The following is a 22,386-nucleotide window of genomic DNA, read 5'->3' as shown; positions in this document are numbered from 1 at the left end:
GTACTGAGGAACCCCGGTGACCACGATCGGACGCGGCGGCGTCTACCTCGATAGAGGACAAAGCCGCGGCGCTCGTGAAGCACCGCGCGGATCTGCGTGATGTCGTCGGCCCGGAGTGTGGTGCCTGCCTGGGTCAGGGTCGAATACCGCGCCGTGCTACGAACTCCAGGAAGTCTGGTGCCTCGAGTGTTGGGTCGTCGGTGTCGTGGTAGTGGAACCACACCTCGTCGCTGCACCGGCCGCCGAGGACGGGGAAGCACCAGTAGTCGCCTGTGCCGACGGGTGCCACTGCGACGAAGGACCCGTCCGGGAACTCGGCTTGGCTGATGGAGACGACGTCGTCGACGTGGTGCGCGGACGCTGCTGTGGGTACGGGCAGCAGGTCGAGGAATCCGAACTGCCCGCCGCCGTAGCGCATCATGAATGCCTTGTACTGCTTGGGCAGAGTCGCGCTCAGCGCTCGCTCCGCCTCGGTGATGTCCTCCGCCGATGCGGTCAGCCCTTCGATCACCTTGAAGTCTTCGATTTCCTCGAAGCCGGACCTGGCCGCCCGGGTGCGCAGTGATTGAACGTGCTGGTCGAACTCCTCGAGGTCCATGCCGTCGATCATCTGCGACTCCTAGGGCGTGTTCTAGAGGTCAGGATCGGCTGGTGGGCCGTCCGGGGTAGTCACGGTCGGCCAGCCAGATCGTCAGGTCTTTAGCGATCGCGGAGATGTTGGTTCCTGTGGTGTGTTCGTGCTGGTGGTGGCTTGGGTCGCGGCGTTCGACCTCGTAGCTGCCGTCATCGAGCAGGGAGACCGAGGCGTACCAGTCACTGTCGTCGGCGGGGTTGATGGTGACGAAGGTGTTGTCGGGCTGGTCGAGGTCTTGCAGCAACATGTACAGGGCGTCCTCGGACGGGTCGGCGATGTGGTCGCCGTTCTCGGTATCGGCGTCGTAGTAGTCGGCGGCCATGCTGCTGTCCCTTGGTGAGCCGGTGCTGGGGTTCGAGGATCCCATGCTGGTCACAGCCATTCGTTGATCGCCGCGATGTGCACGACCGCCTCGAATCGGACGGAGAGCTTGTCGTAGCGGGTCGCGACCGCCCGGTGACGTATCAGTCGGACCAGGTGTGGGTGCGGTCCTCCGCCGAGCTTCGCGACGCACCAACCCCAAACCGTGCAGCCAGGTCAGGTCCCGGTGGGCCGTCAGCCGCGACACGTCGCAGACCAGGGCCACATCCAGTGTCGACGCCGTACCGTCCTGCGCCAGGAACGACAGGATCCGCCACCGCCTCCGGGGCGCCGCAACCCGCCCGCGATCAGGTCGACACGGAGACATGCCGAACTCGCCCGCGTCACCCTTCGTCACGCCTCGCGATCATCGCCAACGGGGAGGACCGACTCGACGATGCTCGCGATCCCGACCACCGGCATCTGTTCGTGCATCGTGATCACGTCGCCGGGCACCAGACGTCGCCATCGCTGCGGGCTCAGCGGAGCCAGGCGGACCACTGCTCTCCCGCCGGGCTGAAGATCCGGCTGCGCCTCGACCCACAGCCGCGCGACGTAGAGGTCCGGGTCGCCCGCCGCCGTCACATCGCCGATGTCCCACAACGGACGGAGGCGCCCGTCGCCAGGAATGGGCGTCCGCCTGCCGCCGGCAACGTCCGGATCCACGAGCTGAAGGTCCGCGCGTATCACCCCGTGAACGACCTCAAAGCGGCGCCAGTGGCACCACCGCTCGGTCCGGGACTGCCACATCATCCTCGCTGCCTCCGCGAGCAGATCCCAGAAGGCGGTCTCGGAGCGGTACGCGTCGCCCAGTTCCACGAGAATGCCCAGCGCGACCTCCCACTCGTCGTGGTCGAGGTACTCGTCGGCATCGGCCACCGTCGTGCCGGCCGCACCCGTCCCAACCGCGGGCACGTGACGGGCAGCCCGACGAAGAAGCTCGGGAACATCCACGGCGTGGATCCTCCCGCAGGGTCCATTGGACGCCACGCCCTGGAAGGGGCCAGAGCCAAATATCGGCCATGGAAACCCGCGGACGGCCCATGTCTCGGCCGGCATCCCGGCTGCCGGCAACGCGCACCGCCCCACCGGCTGGCTAGCTTGTGTCCACGATCACGGCACCGCGTCCATGGCTTACCGGAACCGTCCAACGGCTCCAGAGCACCCACCGAGCGACCACCCACCGCCGACGTACACGAAAAAGGCCCCGGCCCGGTGTGAACCACCAGGCCAGAGCCCTTATTGCTGGTGCGCCGCCAGGGACTCGAACCCCGAACCCGCGGATTAAGAGTCCGCTGCTCTGCCAGTTGAGCTAGCGGCGCTCGTTGGCAACGGGGAGAAGATTAGCATGCCTCCCGAGGGGGGTTCCAATCCGATCCCCGGCTCCCCCCTTCGGCCGAGCTTACCGGGCAATCGTGGACGAAACGGCCGGGCGGACGAGGACAGGGGGCGGACAAGCGGCGACCATGCGGCACGATGTGCGCCAGGTACGCGAGAACAGAGGTGGGGATGGGCATGTTCGCGCGGGCCGGGGCGATGGTGGGCGCCCTCGGCCTGGTGGCGTCGCTGGCTCTGACGGGCTGCGGCGCGGAGCAGAAGAAGCAGGCGGAGTTCGTCGGCGGCACCGCGCCGGCCACGTCCGCCACACCTGGTGCGACGGGCACGGCGGCCGAGCCCGGCACCCCGGCCGCGCCGAGCGGTCCGCCGCTGACGGTCAGCCCGGCCGACGGGGGGAAGAACCGGCCGGTCAGCTCCGAGATCAGCGCTGAGGTGCCCGGCGGCGGGAAGGTGTCCAGCGTCACGCTGGCCGCCGCCAACGGCGGCCAGGTCGAGGGGCGCCTGCGCGCCGACGGCTCGTCCTGGGTGCCGTCGAAGCCGCTGAAGTACGGCACCCGTTACACGGCCACGGTCACCGCCACCGGCTCCGACGGGACGACCAGCCAGGGCAAGAGCACCTTCACGACGATGGCGAAGCCCAAGTCGGTGATCAGCTCCGGCCTCTACCTCTTCGACGACAAGACCTACGGCGTGGCGATGCCGGTGGTCACCGAGTTCCACCCGGGGATCCCGAAGAAGGACCGGGCGGCGGTGCAGAAGCGCATGTTCGTGCAGACCGATCCGCCGCAGCCGGGCGCCTGGCACTGGGTGGAGAACGGCACCCAGGCCTACTACCGCGCGCCGGAGTACTGGAAGGCCGGCACCACGCTCACCGTCCGGATCGCACTGGCCGGCATCCCGCTGAGCAACGGCCGCTACGGCAACGTCGACCGTGCGGCGACCGCCAAGATCGGCCGGGCGTTCGAGATGCAGGTGGACAACGCCACCAAGAAGATGACGGTGTACGAGGACGGCCAGGTGGTCCGCACCCTGCCGGTGAGCCTGGGCAAGAAGAAGACCCCCTCCTCCAGCGGCACGATGGTCGTGATGGAGAAGAAGGAGTCCACGGTCTTCGACACCCGCGACGATCCGGACCCGGCGAACCGCTACGTGACGGAGATCGACTTCGCCCAGCGGCTCACCTGGGGCGGCGAGTACATCCACGCGGCGCCCTGGTCGGAGCACGTGCAGGGCCGGCAGAACGTCTCGCACGGCTGCGTCAACGTCTCCATGGCGAACGCCCGCTGGCTGTTCGGGAAGACCAAGGTGGGCGACCCGATCACCATCAAGGGCACCGAGCGCAAGCTGACGCCGGGCAACGGCTGGACGGCGTGGAGCCAGAGCTGGTCCGAGTTCGTCAAGGGCAGCGCGGTGCCGGTGCCGGAGGCCGGCGAGGGATCGGCCTTCTGAGGCACGCCCACCGACGATCCGGCGACCGGCCCGCACCCGCGGGCCGGTCGCCGTCTTCGTGGCCCTGCCGCGCCGCCGTTCCGGGCCCGCGACGCCGGCGACGCCCCGGGAGCCCGCTGCCGGCACGTACTACGGCGGGCCGGGAGAGGCGAGCGAGCCTCGGTAAAGCCTCGGATCTTATCAACATTCGGACATCTCGTACCGCGTGTTTCGGTTCACCTTGCGGAACGGGTACCTGCCCCGGTGCGTCAGTGAGGGACGATGGGCAACCGGGGACCACGACTGTGAGGGAATCATGCGAGCTGTCCAGGACCAGCTGATCCGGCACGGGGACGACCGGCGGGGTCGACGACGCCGTGGATTCGCGGCGGCGGTGCTCGCCGTGACGCTCGCGCTGGCCTCCGCCTGCACCGACGGCGGCGGGGGCAAGCCCTCGGGCGGCTGGCAGAACGGCGACGACCAGCCCGCCGCGCCGAAGGCGGCGGCCACCATCGTCGAACCCAAGGCCGACGCGAAGGACGTACCCGCGTCCACCGGCATCACCTTCACGGCGACGGAGGCGGAGCAGACCAGCGTCGAGCTGAAGGACTCCGCCGGTGGGGCCGTCGAGGGCGAGCTGGCAACCGACGGCAAGAGTTGGCTGCCCGCCGGCGCGCTGAAGTATGGCGAGACGTACACCGCGACGGTGACCGCGACCGGCGACGACGGCCGACCGGCGACGGCGACCAGCACCTTCACCACCATGGCGAAGCCCGGCAAGCAGGTCCGGATCAGCAGCTTCCTGGGTGACGACCAGGTCGTCGGCGTCGGCATGCCGCTGATCGTGAAGTTCAGCCGGGCCGTCCCGGAGGACTACCGCGACGACGTGCAGAGCCGGATGACGGTCACCTCCGTACCGGCGCAGGAGGGCATCTGGCACTGGGTCAGCCCGACCGAGATCCGCTACCGCCCGAAGGAGTTCTGGAAGACGAACAGCACGGTCTCCTACCGGGTCCAGGCTGGCGGCCTGCCGCTGGGCGGCGGCTGGTACGGCCGGGCGGACCTCAGCGTCGGCATCAAGGTCGGCCCGGCGGTGGTCATGACGGTGGACAACAAGACCAAGCGGATGACCGTCACGAAGGACGGCTCCGTGATCAAGACCATCCCGGTCAGCCTCGGCAAGAAGAGCACCCCGTCCTCCAGCGGCACGATGGTGGTCATCGAGAAGCTGCGCAAGACGGTCTTTGACACCTTCGAGGAGCTGGGCCCCGAGGAGGGCTACCGCACCAAGATCGACTACGCCCAGCGGCTGACCTGGGGCGGCGAGTTCATCCACGCCGCGCCCTGGTCGGAGGGGCAGCAGGGCCGGGTGAACGTCTCGCACGGCTGCGTGAACGTCTCGATGGCCAACGGCGCCTGGCTGTTCGCCAACACCCGCGTCGGCGACCCGATCACCGTCAAGGGCACGGAACGGAAGCTCCAGAACGGCAACGGCTGGACCGACTGGAACATGAGCTGGGAGCAGTACGTCAAGGGCAGCGCCCTGCCGTACGAGCCGCCGACCGAGGCCACCCCGGAGCAGACCGGCGCGCCCACGGCCACCCCGACCGCCTGAGCCGGAAACGCCGAAGGCCCCCTCCGCGAGGAGGGGGCCTTCGGTCACCGGGTGACTGATGGGAATTGAACCCACGACAACCGGGACCACAACCCGGTGCTCTGCCAACTGAGCTACAGCCACCATGCCGTTCACACCCGATGGATCCACGCCCGGTCGATCGCCCCGGGCGGGGTGCGGACCAATAATAGCCCCACCCCCGCCCGCCGCGTCCAGCGGGTTCCGCCGAGCGGGTTGTGCCCGGCGGCTCAGAGTCCGGCTGCTATTGCCTTGGCGGTCTCCACGTCCGGCCCGGGCAGGGGCACGAAGAGGGTCCGCCGGTAGTACTCCAGCTCCCGGATGCTCTCCCGGATGTCGGCCAGGGCCCGGTGCGCGAGCCCCTTCTGGGGCTGGCCGAAGTACACCCGCGGGTACCAGCGGCGGCACAGCTCCTTGATCGACGAGACGTCGATCATCCGGTAGTGCAGGTGCGCGTCGAGGCGGGGCATGTCCCGGGTGATGAAGCCCCGGTCGGTGGCGATCGAGTTGCCGCACAGCGGTGCCGTACGCGGATCCTTCACATGGCTGGACACGTAGTCCAGGACCATGTCCTCGGCCTCGGCGAGGGTCACCGTCGAGCGCCGGACCTCCTCGGTCAGCCCCGACTTGGCGTGCATCGTCGTTACGATCTCGGGCATCGCCTCCAGCGCCGCTTCGTCGGCGTGGATCACCACGTCGACGCCATCCCCGAGCACGTTGAGGTCGGGATCCGTGACGAGCGCGGCGACCTCGATCAGCTTGTCCCTGCCGAGGTCCAACCCGGTCATCTCACAGTCGATCCAGACGAGAAGATCAGCCACCGGGACAGCCTACGCGCAGCCCACCCGGCCGCGCGCCCGCGCACCGGGGCACGCGGTGACCGCTAGGGTTTCCTCCGTGCCAGCCGAACCCGCCGCACCGCCCGCCGTCACCGACGACGATCCCGGTGGCCGTACGGTCCGTCGGCTCGTCACCCTGCTGGCGCTGGCCGCCGTGCTGCCGGCGCTCTACCTGCCCGGCATGGTGCACGACTTCTTCGACCTGAAGATCTACATGCGCGCGATGGACTGGTGGGCGGCCGGGAACCCGCTCTACGACTACGTGCAGCCCGACCGGGTGCAGGGCGAGCTCTACTTCACCTACCCACCGTTCAGCGCGCTGCTGCTGCGCCCGTTCGCGCTGCTGCCGCTGGGCGCCACCGTGGCGATCTTCACGGTCCTGACGGGACTGGCGGTGGTGGTCACGACCCGGTGGCTGCTCGCGCCGGTGATCGCCCGGCACGGGCTGCCCCGTGTGTTCAGCCTCACCGTGGCGGTCCTGCTGGTGCTGGCCGTCGAGAGCACCCGCGAGACGATCACCTTCGGTCAGATCAACATGCTGCTGGTCGTGCTGATCCTGGCGGACCTGCTCTTCGCCGTACCCCGGGCGAGCCGGTGGGCCGGCGTGGGCGTCGGGCTGGCGACGGCGCTCAAGCTCTTCCCGGGCATCTTCATCGTCTACCTGCTGGCCACCCGGCGGTGGCGGGCGGCGGCGGTGGCGAGCGCGACGGCCGCCGCCGCGACCCTGCTCGCCGCCGCGGTCGCGCCGCGCGACTCGTGGCGGTTCTGGACCCACGAGCTGTGGGCGACCGACCGGGTCGGCCGCACCGACTACACCGGCAACCAGTCGCTGTTCGGCCTGCTCAGCCGCATCACCGCACCGGAGAAGCCCCACCAGTTGCTCTGGCTGCTGCTGGTGGCGGCCATCGCCGGGTACGGGCTGTGGCGCGCCGCGCGGGCCGCCCGCGCCGGGGACACGCTCACCGGCCTCGCCCTGACCGGACTGGTCGGCTCGCTGGTCAGCCCCATCACCTGGACCCACCACATCTACTGGTTCATCCCGGCGGTGGTCGTGCTGACGGACGCGGCGCTGAGCGCCGACGCCACGACCGGCGAGGGCGCCGGTCGGCGACGTCTGCTGGCGGCACTCGCCGTCGGCACCTCCGCCCTCATCGTGTACGGGGTGGTGACCTTCCACGACTGGGGCATCGCCCCGGTGCGTACGGACTCGCCGGGCGAGTTCCTGGTGCGCAACACGTACGTGCTGCTGAGCCTGCTGCTGCTGGTGACCCTCCCGGTGCGGCGGGAGGGCCGCAGGTCGCGGGAAATGGACAGTCTTCCCAAGTAGCGCCCTTCATGGCTAATCTGGTCGTAACTACCTCAGACGTCTCTCGGGTAGCACCGATCCCCCGGTGAGGGCGGCCCTCCGCGTCGGCAGCGCGGAGGGCCGCTCGCCGTCCGTGCCCGCGTGGGTGCCGACGCGGGGCAGGGGCCGGACGCGGCTCAGCGCGGATCGTCGGGCGACTGCCGGCCGGCGTCGGCAGCGCCAGCCTCGGAAGCGCCAGCCTCGGAAGCGCCGGTGTTTGAAGCGGCGGCGGCGTCAGGAGCGCCGGCGCCGGTTCTGGCGGCGCCGGGAGTGCCGGCATCGGAAGCGGCGGCGGCGAGAGCGGCGGGGCGGGGGCGGTCCGCTACGGCGACCGGGTCGGCCGTCTCCTCGGGGGCGGCGGGCGGCCAGGCCAGGGTGAGGTTCACCTCGGGCGGCCGGAGCGCCGGGTCGCCTCCCGCGAGGTCGGCGAGCGTCGCGGGGCGGCGGGCGGGCACCGGCCCGATCGCCGGCCGGGATCCCGTGGGAGCGGCGCCGACCGAGGCGAGCTGACGCCCGGCGACGCGCGACCGGTCGCTGTCCCGGGTCGGCTGCGCGCCGAGGCCGGCGAGCGAGGTCACCCCGAGGCGGCCGGCGAGCACCGGCACCTGGTCCGGCTCGACCACGAAGACCACCTCGCGGGGCCGCACCGGGCGCAGCAGGAGCAGGGCCAGCGCCACCGCCAGCACCCCACCGGCCAGCAGTCCGGCAGTCGCCGGGGCGGTCCAGCCGGCGCGCAGCCCCGCGCGCAGTTCCAGGCTCAGGTCGGCCCGCCCGTCGGGACGCATCACCACCAGGCTCAGCCGCCGGTCGGCCAGTTCCGCCGGGGTCCACTCCAGCGCGCCGATCCCCTCGCGTACCCAGAAGGGCTGGCCGATCGGCGCGACCGACGGCGCGGGACCGGCGGACGGCGCGGGACCGGCGGGCTGCAACCGGACCGGCAGCGGCCCCCGGGCCAGCGCCACCCGGCGCACCTCGGCATGCGGCACCGGGTCGAGCCAACGCCGCACCTCGTCGGCGGGCGCCAGCCCGACGAAGGCCGGGCCGTCGGGCGTCCGCGCGTCCAGCCGGAGCCGGGCCTGCCCGGCGCGGGTGAACGGCGCCTCGGTCCGCAGCAGCTCGTCCACGTCCCGGACGACCATCGCGTGACCCGGGGTCTGCACGGTCTCGAACCGGGCGCTGAAGGCGCCACCCGGGTCGGCCTGCCGGGCGAGCAGCGTGAGCGCCCCACCGGCGAGCAGCGCCGTGATCCCGACCGTCAGCAGCAGCATGGCGGCGAGCACCCGCACGATCCGCATTCGCCTCGTCCCCCTCCGTAGCCGGATACCCGGCCGACCTTACCGACGTGGGGCGAGCCAGCAGCGGATATCCACGGCACGGGGCCGGGAAAGCAGCCGGCCCGCCGGATCATCCGACGGGCCGGCGAGCGGTACGGCGGGTCACTCCTGCGACGTCGGCGCCCGCCGCGTACGCGAGAACGCGAGCCCGCCCAGCAGCAGGCCACCCACGCCGGCGACCAGGCCGGCGACCGCGAGCCCGGTGGCCACGTCGTCGCTCCCGGCGTCGTCATCGTCGTCGTCGCCGGCGGCCTGCGGCGCGGCGGCGCCGGTGGGGGCGGTCGACGGCGAGGCCGCCGTGAGGGTGAGCACCGGGGCGGGGTTCTCCGGCTCCTCGCCGCCGGGGAGCGGCTCCTCGATCCACCGCTGCACGTTGCCGTCGGAGTAGGTCTGCAAGGTCTTGAAGACCATCGTCTCGACCTGCGGCAGCGGCCCCATCGACACCGGGAACTCCTGGAACTGGCCGGGCTTGACCGCCGCGCTCCCGGTGGCCGTCCAGGTGAGCTTGGAGACGACCTCGCTGAGCTGGCTGCCGTGCACCTCGACCGGCGGGTCCACCTTGCGCTTCTCCACCGCCACCGTCCAGCCGGGCACCGGCATGGTCGACACGGAGCCGATGGGCGCGTTCTCCGGCAGCACGACCTCCAGCTTCGTGGTGGAGGCCGTGTCGCTCTCGTTCGGCACCCGGAAGGCGAACCGGCTGTAGCCGCCCTGGGTGGCCTCCTGCGGGTTGACCGTGACGTGGGCCGAGGCGGGCGCCGCGAAGCCGAGGACGGCGGTGGCGACGGCGCCGAGCGCCAGGGCGGCGGCGGCGCTTGCGGTACGCCGGTGACGGATCATGGTGCGAGCCTTCCTGTTACCTGATCGGCACGGTGGTGGTCACCGTGGCCTGGTCGATGTCCGAGGTGCGGGCCGTGATGCGCAACTGCCACTCCCCCGCAGCCGGGAAGTTGATCTCGCCGGTGGCGTGGTTGTCGGTCAGCGGCAGCAGCGGGACCTGGATCGCTTCGATCCCCGCCGCCGGCAGGGCGACCGTGGCCCGCCACTCCACCACCGGCTGGGGCCGGTTGTCCTTCGTGTACGCGTAGAAGTGCACGGTGTTGTTGCCCCGCTCGGCCGGGTCCAGCTCGATCTGGAGGTCGTAGTTCGGGCTGGACAGCGTCGTGGAGAAGAAGCGGCCCGGCGCACCGGCCACGTCGGCGCCGGCGGTGCGGGCCGGGGTGGTCTGCACCAGGACGGCGGACAGGCCGAGGACCACCGCCGTGATCGCCAACTCCGCCCAGACCGCCCGCCGCATCGACGTCGGCCGGCCGGCCGCGGTGCGCCGGCGCACCAACTGCCGGGAGTACGCGGCCACCGCGATCACCAGCGCGAAGAGCCCGATCTTGCCCAGCACCAGCCGGCCGTAGGTGGTGTCGACAAGCGCGCGGGGGGTGGCCACCTCGATCAGCGCCTGGACGGTGCCGGCGAGCAGCAGCGCCGAGACGGCCAGCGCCGCCCAGCGCGACCAGATCGGCAGGATCGCGCCCAGCTCCCGCTCGTCGGCCCGGGTCAGCAGGAAGACGGCGAGCATCACCAGCCCGCCCATCCAGACCGCCATGCCGCCCAGGTGGACGGCGTCGACGACCACGGAGACCGCCGGGGCGGGCGAGGCCGCCGGGTGCCCGGCCAGCGGCCAGGTCACCAGCGCCGCCGCCCCGAGTACGCCGAGGATGACCAGATCGCTCCGCTCGACCGGCCCCGCCATCAGGGGTCGGAGCAGGAACGCCGCCGCGGCCAACAGGCCCAGCCGGACCAGGTGCGCGGCGCCGAAGGAGCTGCCCAGCACGTCGCTCAGCCCCTCGCCGGTGACGTCGAACACGCCGCCGCCGGCGGTGTAGGGCACCTGGAGCAGGAGGTTCGCCACCGTGGAGACCGCCAGCAGGCCGAGACCGGCCCAGGCCAGGCGGGCCGGTCCGCGCCGGGGCAGCCGCCGGGGCCAGAGGGCGGCGAGCACCAGCGTCGGTCCGACGAGCAGCAGCAGGCCGGCGTAGCCGGCGTACTTGGCGACCTTGACCGCGTTGCCGACGACCGGGTCGGCCCGGCTGTCGTCCCCGCTGTCGACCGGGGGCGTCGAGGGCGCGCCGACGGAGTAGGTGAACGCGCCCGAGACGGGGTGGCTGTCGGAGGAGATGACCCGGTAGCTGACCAGGTAGGTGCCGCGCGCCCCGGCGGGGTCGACCGGCACGGTGACCACGGTGCCCTCGAAGGTCGGTTCGCCGCGGTCGGCGCGGGAGCCGTCCGGTGCGATCACCCGGATCTTGCCGGACACCTTGCGGACGGACTCGCTGAACGTGAGTACGACCTCCGCCGGCGCGTTCGACACCACGGCCGAGGCGATGGGGCTGCTGCTCACCAGCACCGCGTGGGCGCTGGCGGGGCCGGCGGGGGCGATCAGCAGGGCGACGACGGTGACCAGCAGGCCGGCGACGGCGAGCAGCCGGGCGATCGGGCGGCGGTTGGCGACACTCATGCCGGCAATGCTCTCGAACCCGACCGGCCCGGCGCGACTCCGACCATGCCCCGCGCCGCCGGTACCGGCCGGGCCGGCCCGCCCGGGGCGGCGTCAGCCATGACGGGCCAGGAGTGCGGTCGACGGCCGGCGGTCCGGCTCGTCGCTGACCCGTCCCAGCGCCCACAGCAGCCCCGCCTGCACCACGGCGGCCAGGTGCCCGACCTCGTGCACCAGCGCGGTCGTCGAGTTGGCGATGTCCACCGCGCTGGTGCCGGCCAGGCAGACCGCCAGCACCAGCGCCACCGGCACGAACGCCCGGGCGCGCTCGGGTCGCCACGCGGCCAGCGCGAAGCCGACGGCCAGCGCCACGTCGAAGGAGGCCATCTCGCGGCTGGTGTGCGGATCGACGGTCACGCCCAGCCCGGCCAGCAGGACGGGCAGGGCGATCGCCAGTTGGGCGACCGCGGCCACCGCGACCGCCACCCGCAGCACCTGACGGCGGGCCGCCCTGGCCGCCGCCCGGGTGCGTCCGGCCGCCAGCGAATCGGCGGCGACCGCCGCCAGCACCGACGCGGTCAGGTCGGGCACCGCCACGGCCTGCACCCGGACCAGCCGGGTGACCTGCTCGGCGTGGGTCAGCCAGGCCCGGCAGCCGGGGCAGCTCTCCGCGTGCGCGTCCAGCACCGCCGGCGCCGCCAGCGGGTCCTCGCCGTCCAGCCGCGCCGACAACGCCGCGCGTACGTCGTCGCATGTCATGTGGGGATAGTCGTGCGACGCACCGGTTTAGTTCCCAGGGTGGCGCAGGCCATGGAAGGGTCGAAGGACCCTCCCCGGCCCGGCCCCGCCGCGTAACCTGGACTGTCGTGATCCCCGCCCCGCGCGATACCTCCGCCGCCAGTCCGACCGGTGACGCGGGCGTCGCTGCGCGGGAGTCGGCGACCGAGTGGGCGCTGGCCGCCCGTGACGGGGACCCCGTCGCCCAGGCCGCCTTCGTCCGGCTGACCCAGGCCGAGGTGTGGCGCTTCACCGCCGCGCTTGTCGATCCGGACAGCGCCGACGACCTGACCCAGGACACCTACCTGCGGGCGTTCCGGGCGCTGCCGGCATTCGAGGGTCGCTCCAGCGCGCGCACCTGGCTGCTGGGCATCGCCCGCCGGGCCTGCGCCGACCACCTGCGCACGGTCGTGCGTCGCCGCCGGCTCGGCGAGCGGCTCGCCGCCGACGCCTGGACCGACCGGCCGCACCCGGACCCCGCCGGCCAGCTCGGCGCCGCCGACCTGGTCCGCCGGCTGCCCGCGGAGCGCCGCGCGGCGTTCGTGCTCACCCAACTGCTCGGCCTGTCGTACGCCGAGGCCGCCGCCGTGGAGGGGGTGCCCGTGGGCACCATCCGCTCGCGGGTGGCCCGGGCCCGCAACGACCTCGTCGAGGCGGTCGGCGACGCCCTCGCCGGATGACCGGGAACTTCCGCCGGGGACGGGACGACCAATGATCGTGACCGCACCGCACACCCGGGTCGCCCGCTGGCCCGCCGTCCGCCCCTGGCTCGGCGTCGCCGTCCGGCTGGGCCTGGCCGCCGTGTGGCTCGTCGCCGGCGGCAGCAAGGTCGGTGACCTGGCCGCCTCCGGCCGCGCCGTCAACGCGTACCAGGTCATGCCGTACGACCTCGCCACGGTGATCGGCGCGGCGCTGCCCTTCGTCGAGCTGGCGCTGGGCCTGCTGCTGCTCCTCGGCCTGGCCACCCGGCTCTCCGCCGGGGTGTCCGCGGCGCTGCTGGTGGTCTTCATCGTCGGCATCGTCTCGGCCTGGAGCCGGGGCCTCGCCATCGACTGCGGCTGCTTCGGCGCCGGCGGGGAGCTCGCCGAGGGCCAGACCCCGAGCTACCTCCCGGAGATCCTCCGGGACCTGGGATTCCTGGCGCTGGCCGGGTTCCTGCTGATCTGGCCCCGCACCCCCGTCTCGGTGGACGGCTGGCTGGCGGGGGACGCATCCGTGGAGGACGAGGATGAGTAGTCGCAAGGGGCAGAAGGGCTCCGCCCGGATGGTCCGCGAGCAGCTGGCCCGGGAGCGGCGGCGCAAGCGGACACTCTGGGTCTCCGTGGCCGCCGTGGCCGTCCTAGTCGTCGCCGGCCTGATCGGCTGGAGCGTCTACTCCAGCCAGCGCTCCGACGACTTCACCGCGCCGACCGGCTCGACCGAGGACGGCACCGGGGTCGTCGCCGGCTCGGGCCCGGTCACCATCGACATCTACGAGGACTTCCTCTGCCCGGCCTGCAAGCAGTTCGAGCAGGCCAGCGGCCCGACCATCGACCAGCTCATCAGCGAGGGCAAGGTGCGTGTCGTCTACCACCCGGTCGCGTACCTGAACCGCTTCTCCAGCACCCAGTACTCGACCCGCTCCTCGGCCGCCTCCGGCTGCGCGGCGGAGGGCGGCCGCTACCGGGAGTACGCCAAGGCGCTGTTCGACCGGCAGCCGCCGGAGGGCGGCGCGGGGCTCAGCGACGGTGAGCTGGCCGACATCGCGGCGGGCACCGGCATCGACCGGGACGGCTTCGCCTCCTGCCTGCGGGCGGGCACCTTCAAGCCGTGGACCGAGCACGTGACGCAGGAGGCCAGCAAGGCCAACATCACCAGCACCCCGACGATCCTGGTCGACGGCGAGCAGATCGCCGACCGCAGCCCGGAGGGGATCAAGTCGGCGGTGGAGGCGGCCGGCAGGTGATCCGCGACCTGGTGACCCGCGCCGGCCTGGTGCTCGCCGGCACGCTGACGGCGACGGCCGCGTTCGCCGCCCCGGCCGCCGCGCACGGCGCGGACGCGCCCGACGGCACCGACTACCGCACCGAGGTGACCGCCGTCGCCCCGGCCCGCCCCGGACTGAGCGTACGGGTGATCGAGGCGGGCGCGCGGCTGGAGCTGACCAACACCGGCGACCGCGCCGTCGAGGTGCTCGGCTACTCCGGCGAGCCCTACCTGCGGGTCGGCCCCGACGGCGTGTACGAGAACGTCCGCTCTCCCGCGACGTACCTGAACCGGACCATCGCCGGGGACACGCGGCTGCCCGCCGAGGCGAACCCCGCCGCCGCACCGGACTGGCGACGCGTCGACGACTCCGCCACGGCGCGCTGGCACGACCAGCGGGCACTCTGGCGGGAGTCGGCACCGCCGCCGCAGGTGCGCGCCGCCCCGCACCGGGAGCACCGGGTGCGGGACTGGACGGTGCCGCTGCGCACCGACACCGGGACGGGGGAGATCCGCGGCACCCTCGACTGGGTGCCGCCGCCGGACGCGTACGTCTGGTGGGTGGTCGCCACGGTCGGGCTGCTGGCCGTGGGGGCTCTCGGGCTGTTGCCGGCCCGCTCCGGGCCGGGCGCGCGGGCGCTCGCCGGGCTCGGCGTGCTGCTGGTCGTCGGCGGGGTGGCCGCGGTGGTGTTCACCGTGGGCCGGGAGGTGGACGCCGGTGCGCGGGGCGTGGGCGGGGTGCTGACCGGCCTGCTCGGCGGGCAGGTCTGGGCGCTGCTGACCGGGCTCGGCGCCGTCGCCGCGGGCGTCTTCGCGCTGGCCCGCCGGCCGGCCGCCGACTTCGCGCTGGCGCTGGCCGGGGCCTGCCTGGCGCTCTTCGCCGGGGTGGCCAACGCCGCCGTCTTCGCCCGCGCCGTCGCCCCCGTGCCCTGGCCGGCGACGACGGCCCGGATCCTGGTCGCCCTGATCCTCGTCGCCGGCGCGGGCGCCACGGCAGCCGGCGCCCTCCGCCTCCACGCCGCCCGCCCCACCCCCTCTCCCCCTCCCACCCCCACTCCCCCCACCCCGCCCTCCACCCCCGCCCCGCGCGTCGATCATGGAGTTGTGGCGGGGGACGAACCGGAGCAGAAGAGGTCGGATCGGGCACCATGAGTGCATGATCGACGCCTCGGGGTGGGGCGCGGGGGTGCGGGGGCGTCAGCGGGGGGTGGGGGTGAAGCCTCGGGGGAGTTCGAGGCGGTGGCTAGCGAGGCGGTCGGCGTCCGCCAGGAGGTCGGCCGTGGGGGCGTCGGCGACGACGCGGCCGGCGTCCAGGATGACCGAGCGGTCGCAGAGCTCCAGGGCGTACGGCAGGTCGTGGGTGACCATCAGCAGCGTCACCGGCAGGGCGCGCAGGATCCCGGCCAGCTCGCGGCGGGCCGCCGGGTCGAGGTTGGACGACGGTTCGTCGAGGACCAGGATCTCCGGGTGCATGGCGAGCACGGTGGCCACCGCCACGCGGCGCCGCTGCCCGAAGGAGAGGTGGTGCGGCGCGCGGTCCCGGTGCTCGCCCATCCCGACCGCGGCGAGGGCCTCGTCCACCCGGGCGGACAGCTCCGCCCCGCGCAGGCCCAGGTTGGCCGGCCCGAACGCCACGTCCTCGGCGACCGTGGGCAGGAAGAGCTGGTCGTCCGGATCCTGGAAGACGATGCCCACCCGGCGGCGTACCTCGGCGAGCGTGGCCCGGTCCTGGCTGACGGTCAGCCCGCCGACGCTCACGCTCCCCTCAGCCGGGGTGAGGATGCCGTTGAGGTGCAGCACCAGCGTGGTCTTCCCGGCGCCGTTGGGGCCGAGCAGCGCCACCCGGTCGCCGCGCGGCACGGTCAGGTCCACCCCGTGCAGGGCGACGTGCCCGTCCGGGTACGCGTAGCGGACACCACGAACGTCCAGGGAGAGGGCGGTCTGCACGGCACCGATCATGTCAGCACGACGGCCGTGGCGGCGATGCCGGCCGCCAGGACCGGCACGGTGGCCGCGACCAGCCACTGCCCGGCGGTCGCCGCGCCCGCGCCCTGCCACACCGCCGGCATCCGCCCGGTGTAGCCGCGCGACAGCATCGCCAGGTAGACCCGCTCGCCGCGTTCGAACGCGCGCAGGAAGAGCGCGCCGACGCCGGTCGCGAAGCCGCGCAACTGCCACAGGAAGCGCGGATCGTCGCCCCGGGACATCCGCGCCACCCGCATCCGGCGGGCCTCGCCCACCAGCACGTCCAGGTAGCGCAGCATGAACGTGGCGATCTGGGTGAGGATCTGCGGGCAGCGCAGCCGGTCCAGGCCGACGATCAGGTCCCGGGTCGTGGTCGTCGCGGCGAGCAGCAGCGAGGCGAGCACGCCCAGGGTGCCCTTGGCGACGATGTTCCACGCCCCGAGCAGCCCGTCGACCGACAGGCTCAGGCCGAGCACGTCGGCCCGCTCACCGGCGCCGAGGAACGGCAGCGCCACCGCGAACAGCACGAACGGCAGCTCGATCAGCGACCGGCGCAGCAGCCAGCCGGGCCCGACCCGGGCCAGCGCCGCCACCACCTCGACCAGCAGGGCGTACGCGCCGAAGGCCCAGAACGCCTCGCGCGGGGTGCCGACCACGGCGAGGGTGAACGCCACCATCGCCGCGATCTTGACCTCGGGCGGGAGCCGGTGCACCGGTGACGCGGCGTCCCGGTACAGCACGTGCGCGTGCCCGGCGCCCATCCGGTCGCTACTCCCGACCCGACGCCCCGACGGGGGTGCGGGCGCCCCCAGCCGCGTCCTCGTCCCGGGGGCCGCGGCGGCGGACCAGCCAGAACGCCCCGCCGGCCACCGCGAAGGTGAGCAGCACGCCGAGGACGCCGGACAGGCCGGTGGAGAGGAACTCGTTGTCGATCCCCGCCACCCCGTAGTCGGCCAGCGGCCCGCCGACCTCGTGTTCGCGCTCCCGCTGGGCGGGGCAGTTGCCGCCGGTGATGTTGTCGTCGGCGTCGAAGGTGCAGCCCTCGCGCAGCGACGAGTCCAGCCCGTCGGGGTGGGACGAGGCGAAGTTGCTGACCACCCCGGCGAGGAGCAGGGCCACCAGCAGCCCGCCGACGACGAATCCCCAGGAGCGCTTCCTCACCGGACACCTCCGACGGCCGGGACGGCGGGCGTGGACGCCGCGCGCAGCCCGCGCAGCGCGTAGACGAGATCGGGCCGTACCTTCGCGACGGTGACCACCGTGGTCGCGGTGATCAGGCCCTCGCCGATGCCGATCAGCAGGTGCACGCCGGCCATCGTGCCGGCCAGACCGCCCAGGTTGCCGCCGAGGTCGGTGGTGCCGCCGAGCTGGTACTGGAGCACGAAGCCCATCGACGCGACCACCACGCTGACCAGCGCGGAGACGAAGGCGGTCACGCCCAGGCCGGCCGGGGTGCGCGGCAGCACCCGGAGCAGCAGCGCGATCAGCAGGTACGCCGCGGCGGTGCCGAGCACGGCCATGTTGGTGATGTTGAGCCCGAGCATGGCCACGCCGCCGTCGCCGAAGACGAGCGCCTGCACGACCAGCACCACGGCCACGCAGAGTGCGCCGACCCACGGCCCCACCAGCATCGCGGCGAGCGCCCCGCCGAGCAGGTGACCGCTGACGCCGGCGGTGAAGATCGGGAAGTTGAGCATCTGCACGGCGAAGATGAAGGCCGCGACGAGCCCGGCCATCGGGGCCAACCGGTCGTCCAGGTCACGCCTGCCGCGCAGGACGCAGAACGTCATCGCGAGCAGCGCCACCGCCGCGAACACCGCCGCGACGGGACCGTCGACGATCCCGTTCGAGATGTGCATCGCCAGGTTCTCCACGCGGCCTCCCACGCGTCGCCCGGCCAGGCCTGGCCGTTGACGTCAGCCTATTTCCCGAGCTTGGCTGTTGCCAAGAGTTGGCAACTGGCGTACGCCCGATTGCGCGTCCGCCGCCCGACCCGGCATGCCGGCCGGGGCGGCGTCCCGGCCGGGTCGGCGCGCCGTCCCGGAGGCGGCCGGGACGCGCTCCCGTCGGGGTCGGCGTGCCGTCCGGGGACGGCCGGGGCCGGCGGTAGGGTCGTGCCATGACCGCGCCCGACCGCCTCTCCCCCGGTGACCCCGCGCCCGAGTTCAGCCTCCCCACCGACACCGGCGAGACGCTCTCGCTGACCGACCTGCGCGGCCGCAAGGTCGTGCTGTACGCCTACCCGGCGGCCATGACGCCCGGCTGCACCAAGCAGGCCTGCGACTTCCGCGACTCGCTCGCCTCGCTCCAGGCCGCCGGCTACGAGGTCGTCGGGATCTCGCCCGACAAGCCGGAGAAGCTGACGAAGTTCCGCGAGCGCGACGCCATCACCTTCCCGCTGGTCGCCGACACCGACAGGTCCGTGCTGACCGCCTACGGCGCGTACGGCGAGAAGCAGTCGTACGGCAGGACGGTGACCGGCGTGATCCGCTCGACCTTCGTCATCGACGCGGACGGCAAGATCGAGCGCGCGCTCTACAACGTGAAGGCCACCGGCCACGTCGCCAAGCTGCGCCGGGATCTCGGGCTGGACTGAGGTCGCCGCCCGCGCCGGTACCGAGCCCACCACCGGATCGGCGCGACACTCTAGACTCAGCGGGTCAGCGGGAGTGGCGTAACGGCAGCCGCGGTAGGTTTAGGTCCTATTGTCCGAAAGGACGTGGGGGTTCGAATCCCCCCTCCCGCACCGAACGCCCTGTCGCGCGCGTCACGATCGCGGGTCGGCGCGGGGCCCGCGCGGTCAGGATTACCGGGTGAGCCTGCGCTTCGTCCTCGATCCCGAGCTGACCCCCGAGTTGCGGGAACGGATCGTCGCCCTCTGGGTCGACGTCACCAACGCCGGCGGGGCGGTCGGCTTCGTGCCGCCGGTCACCGTCGCCGACGTACGGCACACGGCGGATCCCACCTTCGCCGGCATCGCGGAGGGCCCGGACCGCCTCCTCGTGGGGTACTCGGGTGAGCGGCCCGTCGCCGCGCTGATCTTCTGCGACAACCGGTTCGACCTGAAGGCGCACTGGTGCGTGCTGAAGCGGGTGATGGTCCACCCGGACACCCAGGGCAACGGGTACGGCGCCGCGCTGATGCGCGAGGCCGAGCGCCTCGGCCGCGGGATGCGCTGGGAGGCGCTGCACGTGACCGTCCGGGACGGGCTGGGGCTCGACCGGTTCTACCGGGGGCTCGGTTACCGGGAGATCGGGCGGCTGCCCGGCGCGCTGCGGGTCGCCCCCGGCGACGACCGCGACGAGATCCTCATGTGGCTGGACCTGACCGCCCCGCCGGCACCCGCGCGCTGAGCCGGGCCCGCCCTCAGCCCCCGCAGGCGCGCGGCGACGTGGACGCGAGCGCGGAAGGCTCGACCGCAGCCTCCGCCACCGGCCGGCCGGGGGACCGCATCGCCGACGGGGTCGCCGGGGCCGTGGCGGTCGGATCGGGCCGGGCCGAGGGGGGCCGCGTGGGCGACGGTGGGCGGGTCGCGGCGGCGCCACCCCGGCCGTACATCCGGACCGTGCCGCGTTGAACCTGCCCCGGCGCCATCCGGACGCCGGTGGCGGTGACCCGGTGACCCCGGGTGTCGGTGACCCGGATCTCGTACGGGCCGGGCCCGGCGCCGGACGGGACGAGCCAGTAGTTGTAGTCCTCTCGCGCCGCCGAGCGCCAGCCACCGGCGCCTACCGGCCGCACCTCGACGGCGCGCAGCGGGTTGCCGTGGCCGGCGACCAGGACGGCGAACCACCACCGCGACGAGCCCTCCTTCATCCGGAAGGTGAGCGGGCCGGTCAGCGGCGGGTCGACCACCGCGCGGTAGCTGACCCGCACGACCCCCTCCGCGGGGTTGGCGATCCGGGCGAACGCCTCCCGGGAGAGGTCGAGGTGCCCGTCGGCGCACTCCGGGCACTGGTCCATGACGAGTTGCCCTGCGGGCCGGTCACGTCGAGGTAGCCGCCGCAGGCCGCGCCAGCCGCGTACGCGTCGGGGCCCAACGCGACGTAGAGCCGGTTCGCGGGCGCGGCCGGGTAGGAGCAGTTCCCGCCGGCGCCCTCCGAGTCGTAGAAGGTGGCCTGTCCCTTGTGGACGACGCCGGCGGCGGGCGGCGCGGCGAGGGCCGGCGGCGCGGCGCAGGCGGGGGTGGGCCCGGAGCGCAGGGCCAGGCTGAGGCCGAGCACCGCCGCGAGCACCGCGACACCGCCGACGGCGAGCCGGCGGGGAGCCCGGGAGCGTGGCGCGCGGCGGCGTCCGGGGGCGCGCAGGTCTGCCGTGGGAGCGGTACCGTCGGTCACGCCGGTCGATGCTGCCGTACCGCCGCCGGGGCGGACAAGTCCGCCGGGCCGCCGCGCCGCGCCGAGGGCCGCCACGCGCGAGGGTCCGCCCGCCGGCGCGCGAAGCGAGCCGCCGGGCCGCCGGTCAGTCCTCCACCACCAGCTCGTCGCCGAGCGCGACGCTGCCCGGGGCCGCGGGAACGAGGTGGAGTCCGAACAGGAGCTTCTGCCGGACCTTGCGGTGCCGGGCGAGGGTGCGCAACGGCTCCTTCCCGCGTACCCCCGTCTCCTGGTCGGTGGTGGTGACCACGCAGCGGTCGCACGGCCCGGCGGCGCGGAAGCGGGCGGCGCCGATGCGCAGCCGGCGGCCGACCCAGTCGTCCTCGGCCCAGGCCGACGCGCCCTCCACCACCAGGTTGGGGCGGAACCGCGCCATCGGCACGGGCTCCTCGCCGGCCTCGGCGAGCCACCCGTTAAGCGCGTCGAGCGAGGCGGCGGTGGCCAGCAGCAGCGGGTAGGCGTCGGCGAAGCTGACCTGCTCACCGGTGTCGTGCTCCCGGTCCCCCGGCGGGATGTGCCGGGTCGGTCGGGCGAGCCAGACCAGCCGGACGGCGCGGCCCAGCAGCGCGCCGATCCAGGCGTCGGCCGCCGGCCCGGCGGGGAGCGCGGGGACGGGCAGCTTGCGGTTGCGGAAGGTCCGCACCGCGACGGGTTCGCCGCCGACCGGCTCGGGCACGGCCAGGTCGTCGTGCCCCTCGGCGCGCAGCAGCAGGCCACCGTCGTGGGGCGTGGCGTGCAGGCCGACCAGGCGGGTCGTCTCCCGCTGGGTGACGCCGACGCCGTCCGCGTCGACGATCATCCAGCGCCGGTCGCCGGCCAGGCCCCACGGCTCGACGCCCGCGACGTCGTGGTCGAGCCGGCGACAACCCTTGACGGGGTACGTGTGGATGGCGCTCAACCGCATCCGCCCACCCTGCCACGGCCCGCGCGCGGCCGTCGCCCCCGCCTGCTCCCGTGCCGGCGTCGTCGCGTGGGACGCCCGTTCAGCGTGCCCCGGCTGGTCGAGGGCCTCCGGCACCTCGCGCCGACCCGGCCCGCACGACCGCGATCACCAGGCGACGCCGATGCCGTCGCCCGGGTACCAGTGGTTGGCGGGGGTCTCCCGGTAGGCGAGGAACCGCCGGCCGGTGCGCTCGGCGTGCTCGGCGAGGACGTTGGTGGCGGTGACGTTGTCGGTGAGCAGGATCGCGCCCGGCGCCAACTTGGTCTCGACGGCCTCGAACTCGCGCTTCTCGTGGGCCCGGCTGTGGTCGCTGTCGTGCAGGAAGAGGTCGACCGGCCGGTCCAGCGCGGCGATGGAGGCGATCGAGTCCCCGATCACCAGGTCGACCACCTCCGACCAGGGCGCGGTGCGGGCGAGGTAGCCGGCCTCCGGGTTGATGTCCAGCGAGGTGACCCGGCCGGGCTGCCCGTCGGCGGCGTTGCGCAACAGCGCGGCGGCGAGCACGCAACTGCCGAGCCCCTTGTCGACGCCGGTCTCGACCACGTGCGTCGGCTTCGTGGCGCGCACGATGGCGTACCACCCGATGCGGCGGGCGTAGCGGACCTGCCGGTCGGCCAGGCCCCGGCGGGCGGCGCCGGCGGTGGCGGACTCGATGTGCCGGCGCAGCGCGTCGTCCGACTCGATCTCGGCAAAGTACGCGCGGACCTGCTTGACGGGCACGTCGCAGACCACGCTGACGAACCAGGCGAGGTGGTGCCGGCTCAGCTTGGTCAGCTCGTACGTGTAGTTGTGGTGCTCCCGTGAGGTGACCAGCCAGCGGGCCGAGGTGCGCAGCACCTTGGCGTCGTGGCGGACGACGCGGGCCAGGCGCTTGGGGAAGGCCGCGACGGGGGCGAGGGGGGTGCGGGCGATGGCCCGTCGGAGCTTCGTTGCGTCCACGCAAGGGTTCTACCAGCCG

At 73.6% G+C, this 22,386-nt stretch carries 24 protein-coding genes, 3 tRNA genes and 2 pseudogenes; 10 read left to right on the top strand and 19 right to left on the bottom strand.

The genetic code is table 11. From position 1 onward, the window contains the following. Positions 1 to 133 precede the first annotated feature (133 nt). From OG989_RS13290 to OG989_RS13265, 6 genes and pseudogenes are all read right to left on the bottom strand, one after another. The gene (locus tag OG989_RS13290; protein ID WP_327030667.1) at positions 134 to 610 is read right to left on the bottom strand and encodes an SMI1/KNR4 family protein; all 477 of its coding nucleotides are present in this window, start codon (positions 608 to 610) and stop codon (positions 134 to 136) included. A 28-nt stretch (positions 611 to 638) separates the two neighbouring features. Continuing rightward, the gene (locus OG989_RS13285; protein WP_327031292.1) at positions 639 to 956 is read right to left on the bottom strand and encodes a hypothetical protein; all 318 of its coding nucleotides are present in this window, start codon (positions 954 to 956) and stop codon (positions 639 to 641) included. Positions 957 to 1,006: 50 nt separating this feature from the next. Continuing rightward, positions 1,007 to 1,111 (bottom strand): annotated as a pseudogene (locus OG989_RS13280) (IS5 family transposase); the annotation flags it as partial. 88 nt (positions 1,112 to 1,199) lie between these two features. Further along, positions 1,200 to 1,322, bottom strand: a pseudogene (locus OG989_RS13275) (hypothetical protein); the annotation flags it as partial. A gap of 26 nt (positions 1,323 to 1,348) precedes the next feature. Continuing rightward, positions 1,349 to 1,948, bottom strand: a complete 600-nt coding sequence (locus OG989_RS13270) for a hypothetical protein (RefSeq protein ID WP_327030666.1) — start codon at positions 1,946 to 1,948, stop codon at positions 1,349 to 1,351. A gap of 292 nt (positions 1,949 to 2,240) precedes the next feature. Continuing rightward, positions 2,241 to 2,316, bottom strand: a tRNA-Lys gene (locus OG989_RS13265). A gap of 187 nt (positions 2,317 to 2,503) precedes the next feature. Here OG989_RS13265 and OG989_RS13260 point away from each other — a divergent pair. Both OG989_RS13260 and OG989_RS13255 read left to right on the top strand, forming a co-directional pair. Further along, entirely contained in the window at positions 2,504 to 3,781 is a 1,278-nt protein-coding gene (locus OG989_RS13260; RefSeq protein WP_327030665.1) for a L,D-transpeptidase, read from the top strand. A gap of 295 nt (positions 3,782 to 4,076) precedes the next feature. Continuing rightward, complete coding sequence (locus OG989_RS13255; protein WP_327030664.1) at positions 4,077 to 5,375, top strand: L,D-transpeptidase; 1,299 nt, start codon at positions 4,077 to 4,079, stop codon at positions 5,373 to 5,375. 50 nt (positions 5,376 to 5,425) lie between these two features. Here the strand turns inward: OG989_RS13255 and OG989_RS13250 are convergent. Both OG989_RS13250 and orn read right to left on the bottom strand, forming a co-directional pair. Next, positions 5,426 to 5,498, bottom strand: a tRNA-His gene (locus OG989_RS13250). Between the two features lie 125 nt (positions 5,499 to 5,623). Continuing rightward, positions 5,624 to 6,214, bottom strand: a complete 591-nt coding sequence (gene orn, locus OG989_RS13245; protein ID WP_151454865.1) for an oligoribonuclease — start codon at positions 6,212 to 6,214, stop codon at positions 5,624 to 5,626. A gap of 76 nt (positions 6,215 to 6,290) precedes the next feature. Between orn and OG989_RS13240 the strand changes: the two genes are divergently transcribed. After that, entirely contained in the window at positions 6,291 to 7,559 is a 1,269-nt protein-coding gene (locus OG989_RS13240) for a glycosyltransferase 87 family protein (RefSeq protein WP_327030663.1), read from the top strand. Between the two features lie 155 nt (positions 7,560 to 7,714). On the opposite strand, the gene OG989_RS31935 is transcribed toward OG989_RS13240, so the two are convergent. From OG989_RS31935 to OG989_RS13220, 4 genes are all read right to left on the bottom strand, one after another. Beyond that, positions 7,715 to 8,872 (bottom strand): hypothetical protein, encoded by a 1,158-nt coding sequence (locus OG989_RS31935; RefSeq protein ID WP_442791929.1) that lies wholly within the window; start codon positions 8,870 to 8,872, stop codon positions 7,715 to 7,717. A gap of 141 nt (positions 8,873 to 9,013) precedes the next feature. Beyond that, positions 9,014 to 9,751 carry a YcnI family copper-binding membrane protein gene (locus OG989_RS13230; protein WP_327030662.1) on the bottom strand — a complete coding sequence of 246 codons (738 nt, stop codon included), beginning with the start codon at positions 9,749 to 9,751 and terminating at the stop codon, positions 9,014 to 9,016. Positions 9,752 to 9,767: 16 nt separating this feature from the next. After that, complete coding sequence (locus OG989_RS13225) at positions 9,768 to 11,432, bottom strand: copper resistance CopC/CopD family protein (protein WP_192581573.1); 1,665 nt, start codon at positions 11,430 to 11,432, stop codon at positions 9,768 to 9,770. A gap of 84 nt (positions 11,433 to 11,516) precedes the next feature. After that, on the bottom strand, positions 11,517 to 12,161 hold the full coding sequence (locus OG989_RS13220; protein ID WP_151457152.1) for a zf-HC2 domain-containing protein: 645 nt from the start codon (positions 12,159 to 12,161) through the stop codon (positions 11,517 to 11,519). Positions 12,162 to 12,268: 107 nt separating this feature from the next. Here OG989_RS13220 and OG989_RS13215 point away from each other — a divergent pair, with 107 nt between their 5' ends. Genes OG989_RS13215 through OG989_RS13200 form a run of 4 tightly spaced genes read left to right on the top strand, consistent with a single transcriptional unit; the run spans position 12,269 to position 15,296 of the window. Then, positions 12,269 to 12,859, top strand: coding sequence for a sigma-70 family RNA polymerase sigma factor (locus OG989_RS13215; protein WP_151457151.1), 591 nt, complete (start codon positions 12,269 to 12,271; stop codon positions 12,857 to 12,859). A gap of 31 nt (positions 12,860 to 12,890) precedes the next feature. After that, a complete protein-coding gene (locus OG989_RS13210; RefSeq protein ID WP_151457150.1) occupies positions 12,891 to 13,415 on the top strand; it encodes a MauE/DoxX family redox-associated membrane protein in 525 nt (174 codons plus the stop codon). Further along, complete coding sequence (locus tag OG989_RS13205; RefSeq protein WP_151457149.1) at positions 13,408 to 14,124, top strand: DsbA family protein; 717 nt, start codon at positions 13,408 to 13,410, stop codon at positions 14,122 to 14,124. Before OG989_RS13210 ends, OG989_RS13205 begins: the two co-directional genes overlap by 8 nt. Then, positions 14,121 to 15,296 (top strand): hypothetical protein, encoded by a 1,176-nt coding sequence (locus tag OG989_RS13200; protein WP_327030661.1) that lies wholly within the window; start codon positions 14,121 to 14,123, stop codon positions 15,294 to 15,296. Before OG989_RS13205 ends, OG989_RS13200 begins: the two co-directional genes overlap by 4 nt. A gap of 45 nt (positions 15,297 to 15,341) precedes the next feature. On the opposite strand, the gene OG989_RS13195 is transcribed toward OG989_RS13200, so the two are convergent. Genes OG989_RS13195 through OG989_RS13180 form a run of 4 tightly spaced genes read right to left on the bottom strand, consistent with a single transcriptional unit; the run spans position 15,342 to position 17,983 of the window. After that, a complete protein-coding gene (locus OG989_RS13195) occupies positions 15,342 to 16,103 on the bottom strand; it encodes an energy-coupling factor ABC transporter ATP-binding protein (RefSeq protein ID WP_151456735.1) in 762 nt (253 codons plus the stop codon). Then, positions 16,100 to 16,870 carry a cobalt ECF transporter T component CbiQ gene (cbiQ, locus tag OG989_RS13190; protein ID WP_327030660.1) on the bottom strand — a complete coding sequence of 257 codons (771 nt, stop codon included), beginning with the start codon at positions 16,868 to 16,870 and terminating at the stop codon, positions 16,100 to 16,102. Before cbiQ ends, OG989_RS13195 begins: the two co-directional genes overlap by 4 nt. A 7-nt stretch (positions 16,871 to 16,877) precedes the next feature. After that, complete coding sequence (locus tag OG989_RS13185) at positions 16,878 to 17,270, bottom strand: PDGLE domain-containing protein (protein ID WP_151456737.1); 393 nt, start codon at positions 17,268 to 17,270, stop codon at positions 16,878 to 16,880. Further along, entirely contained in the window at positions 17,267 to 17,983 is a 717-nt protein-coding gene (locus OG989_RS13180; protein ID WP_151456738.1) for an energy-coupling factor ABC transporter permease, read from the bottom strand. The genes OG989_RS13185 and OG989_RS13180 overlap by 4 nt, the downstream gene beginning before the upstream one ends. Positions 17,984 to 18,228: 245 nt before the next feature. On the opposite strand from OG989_RS13180, the gene bcp reads away from it, so the two are divergent. From bcp to OG989_RS13165, 3 genes are all read left to right on the top strand, one after another. Further along, positions 18,229 to 18,705 (top strand): thioredoxin-dependent thiol peroxidase, encoded by a 477-nt coding sequence (gene bcp, locus OG989_RS13175; RefSeq protein WP_327030659.1) that lies wholly within the window; start codon positions 18,229 to 18,231, stop codon positions 18,703 to 18,705. A gap of 67 nt (positions 18,706 to 18,772) precedes the next feature. Beyond that, positions 18,773 to 18,855, top strand: a tRNA-Leu gene (locus tag OG989_RS13170). A gap of 67 nt (positions 18,856 to 18,922) precedes the next feature. Continuing rightward, positions 18,923 to 19,462 (top strand): GNAT family N-acetyltransferase, encoded by a 540-nt coding sequence (locus OG989_RS13165; RefSeq protein WP_327030658.1) that lies wholly within the window; start codon positions 18,923 to 18,925, stop codon positions 19,460 to 19,462. A gap of 13 nt (positions 19,463 to 19,475) precedes the next feature. On the opposite strand, the gene OG989_RS13160 is transcribed toward OG989_RS13165, so the two are convergent. The 3 genes from OG989_RS13160 to OG989_RS13150 form a co-directional block, all read right to left on the bottom strand. Further along, entirely contained in the window at positions 19,476 to 20,072 is a 597-nt protein-coding gene (locus tag OG989_RS13160) for an expansin EXLX1 family cellulose-binding protein (protein ID WP_327030657.1), read from the bottom strand. A 498-nt stretch (positions 20,073 to 20,570) separates the two neighbouring features. Next, on the bottom strand, positions 20,571 to 21,389 hold the full coding sequence (locus OG989_RS13155) for an MOSC domain-containing protein (protein WP_327030656.1): 819 nt from the start codon (positions 21,387 to 21,389) through the stop codon (positions 20,571 to 20,573). A 144-nt stretch (positions 21,390 to 21,533) separates the two neighbouring features. Then, positions 21,534 to 22,367 carry a class I SAM-dependent methyltransferase gene (locus tag OG989_RS13150; RefSeq protein ID WP_327030655.1) on the bottom strand — a complete coding sequence of 278 codons (834 nt, stop codon included), beginning with the start codon at positions 22,365 to 22,367 and terminating at the stop codon, positions 21,534 to 21,536. Positions 22,368 to 22,386 lie beyond the last annotated feature (19 nt).

The organism is Micromonospora sp. NBC_01740 (assembly GCF_035920365.1).
GTDB classification, from domain to species: domain Bacteria; phylum Actinomycetota; class Actinomycetes; order Mycobacteriales; family Micromonosporaceae; genus Micromonospora; species Micromonospora reichwaldensis.
The sequence above is the reverse complement of the archived record's forward strand: the minus strand, read 5'-3'. Positions and strand labels throughout refer to the sequence as shown.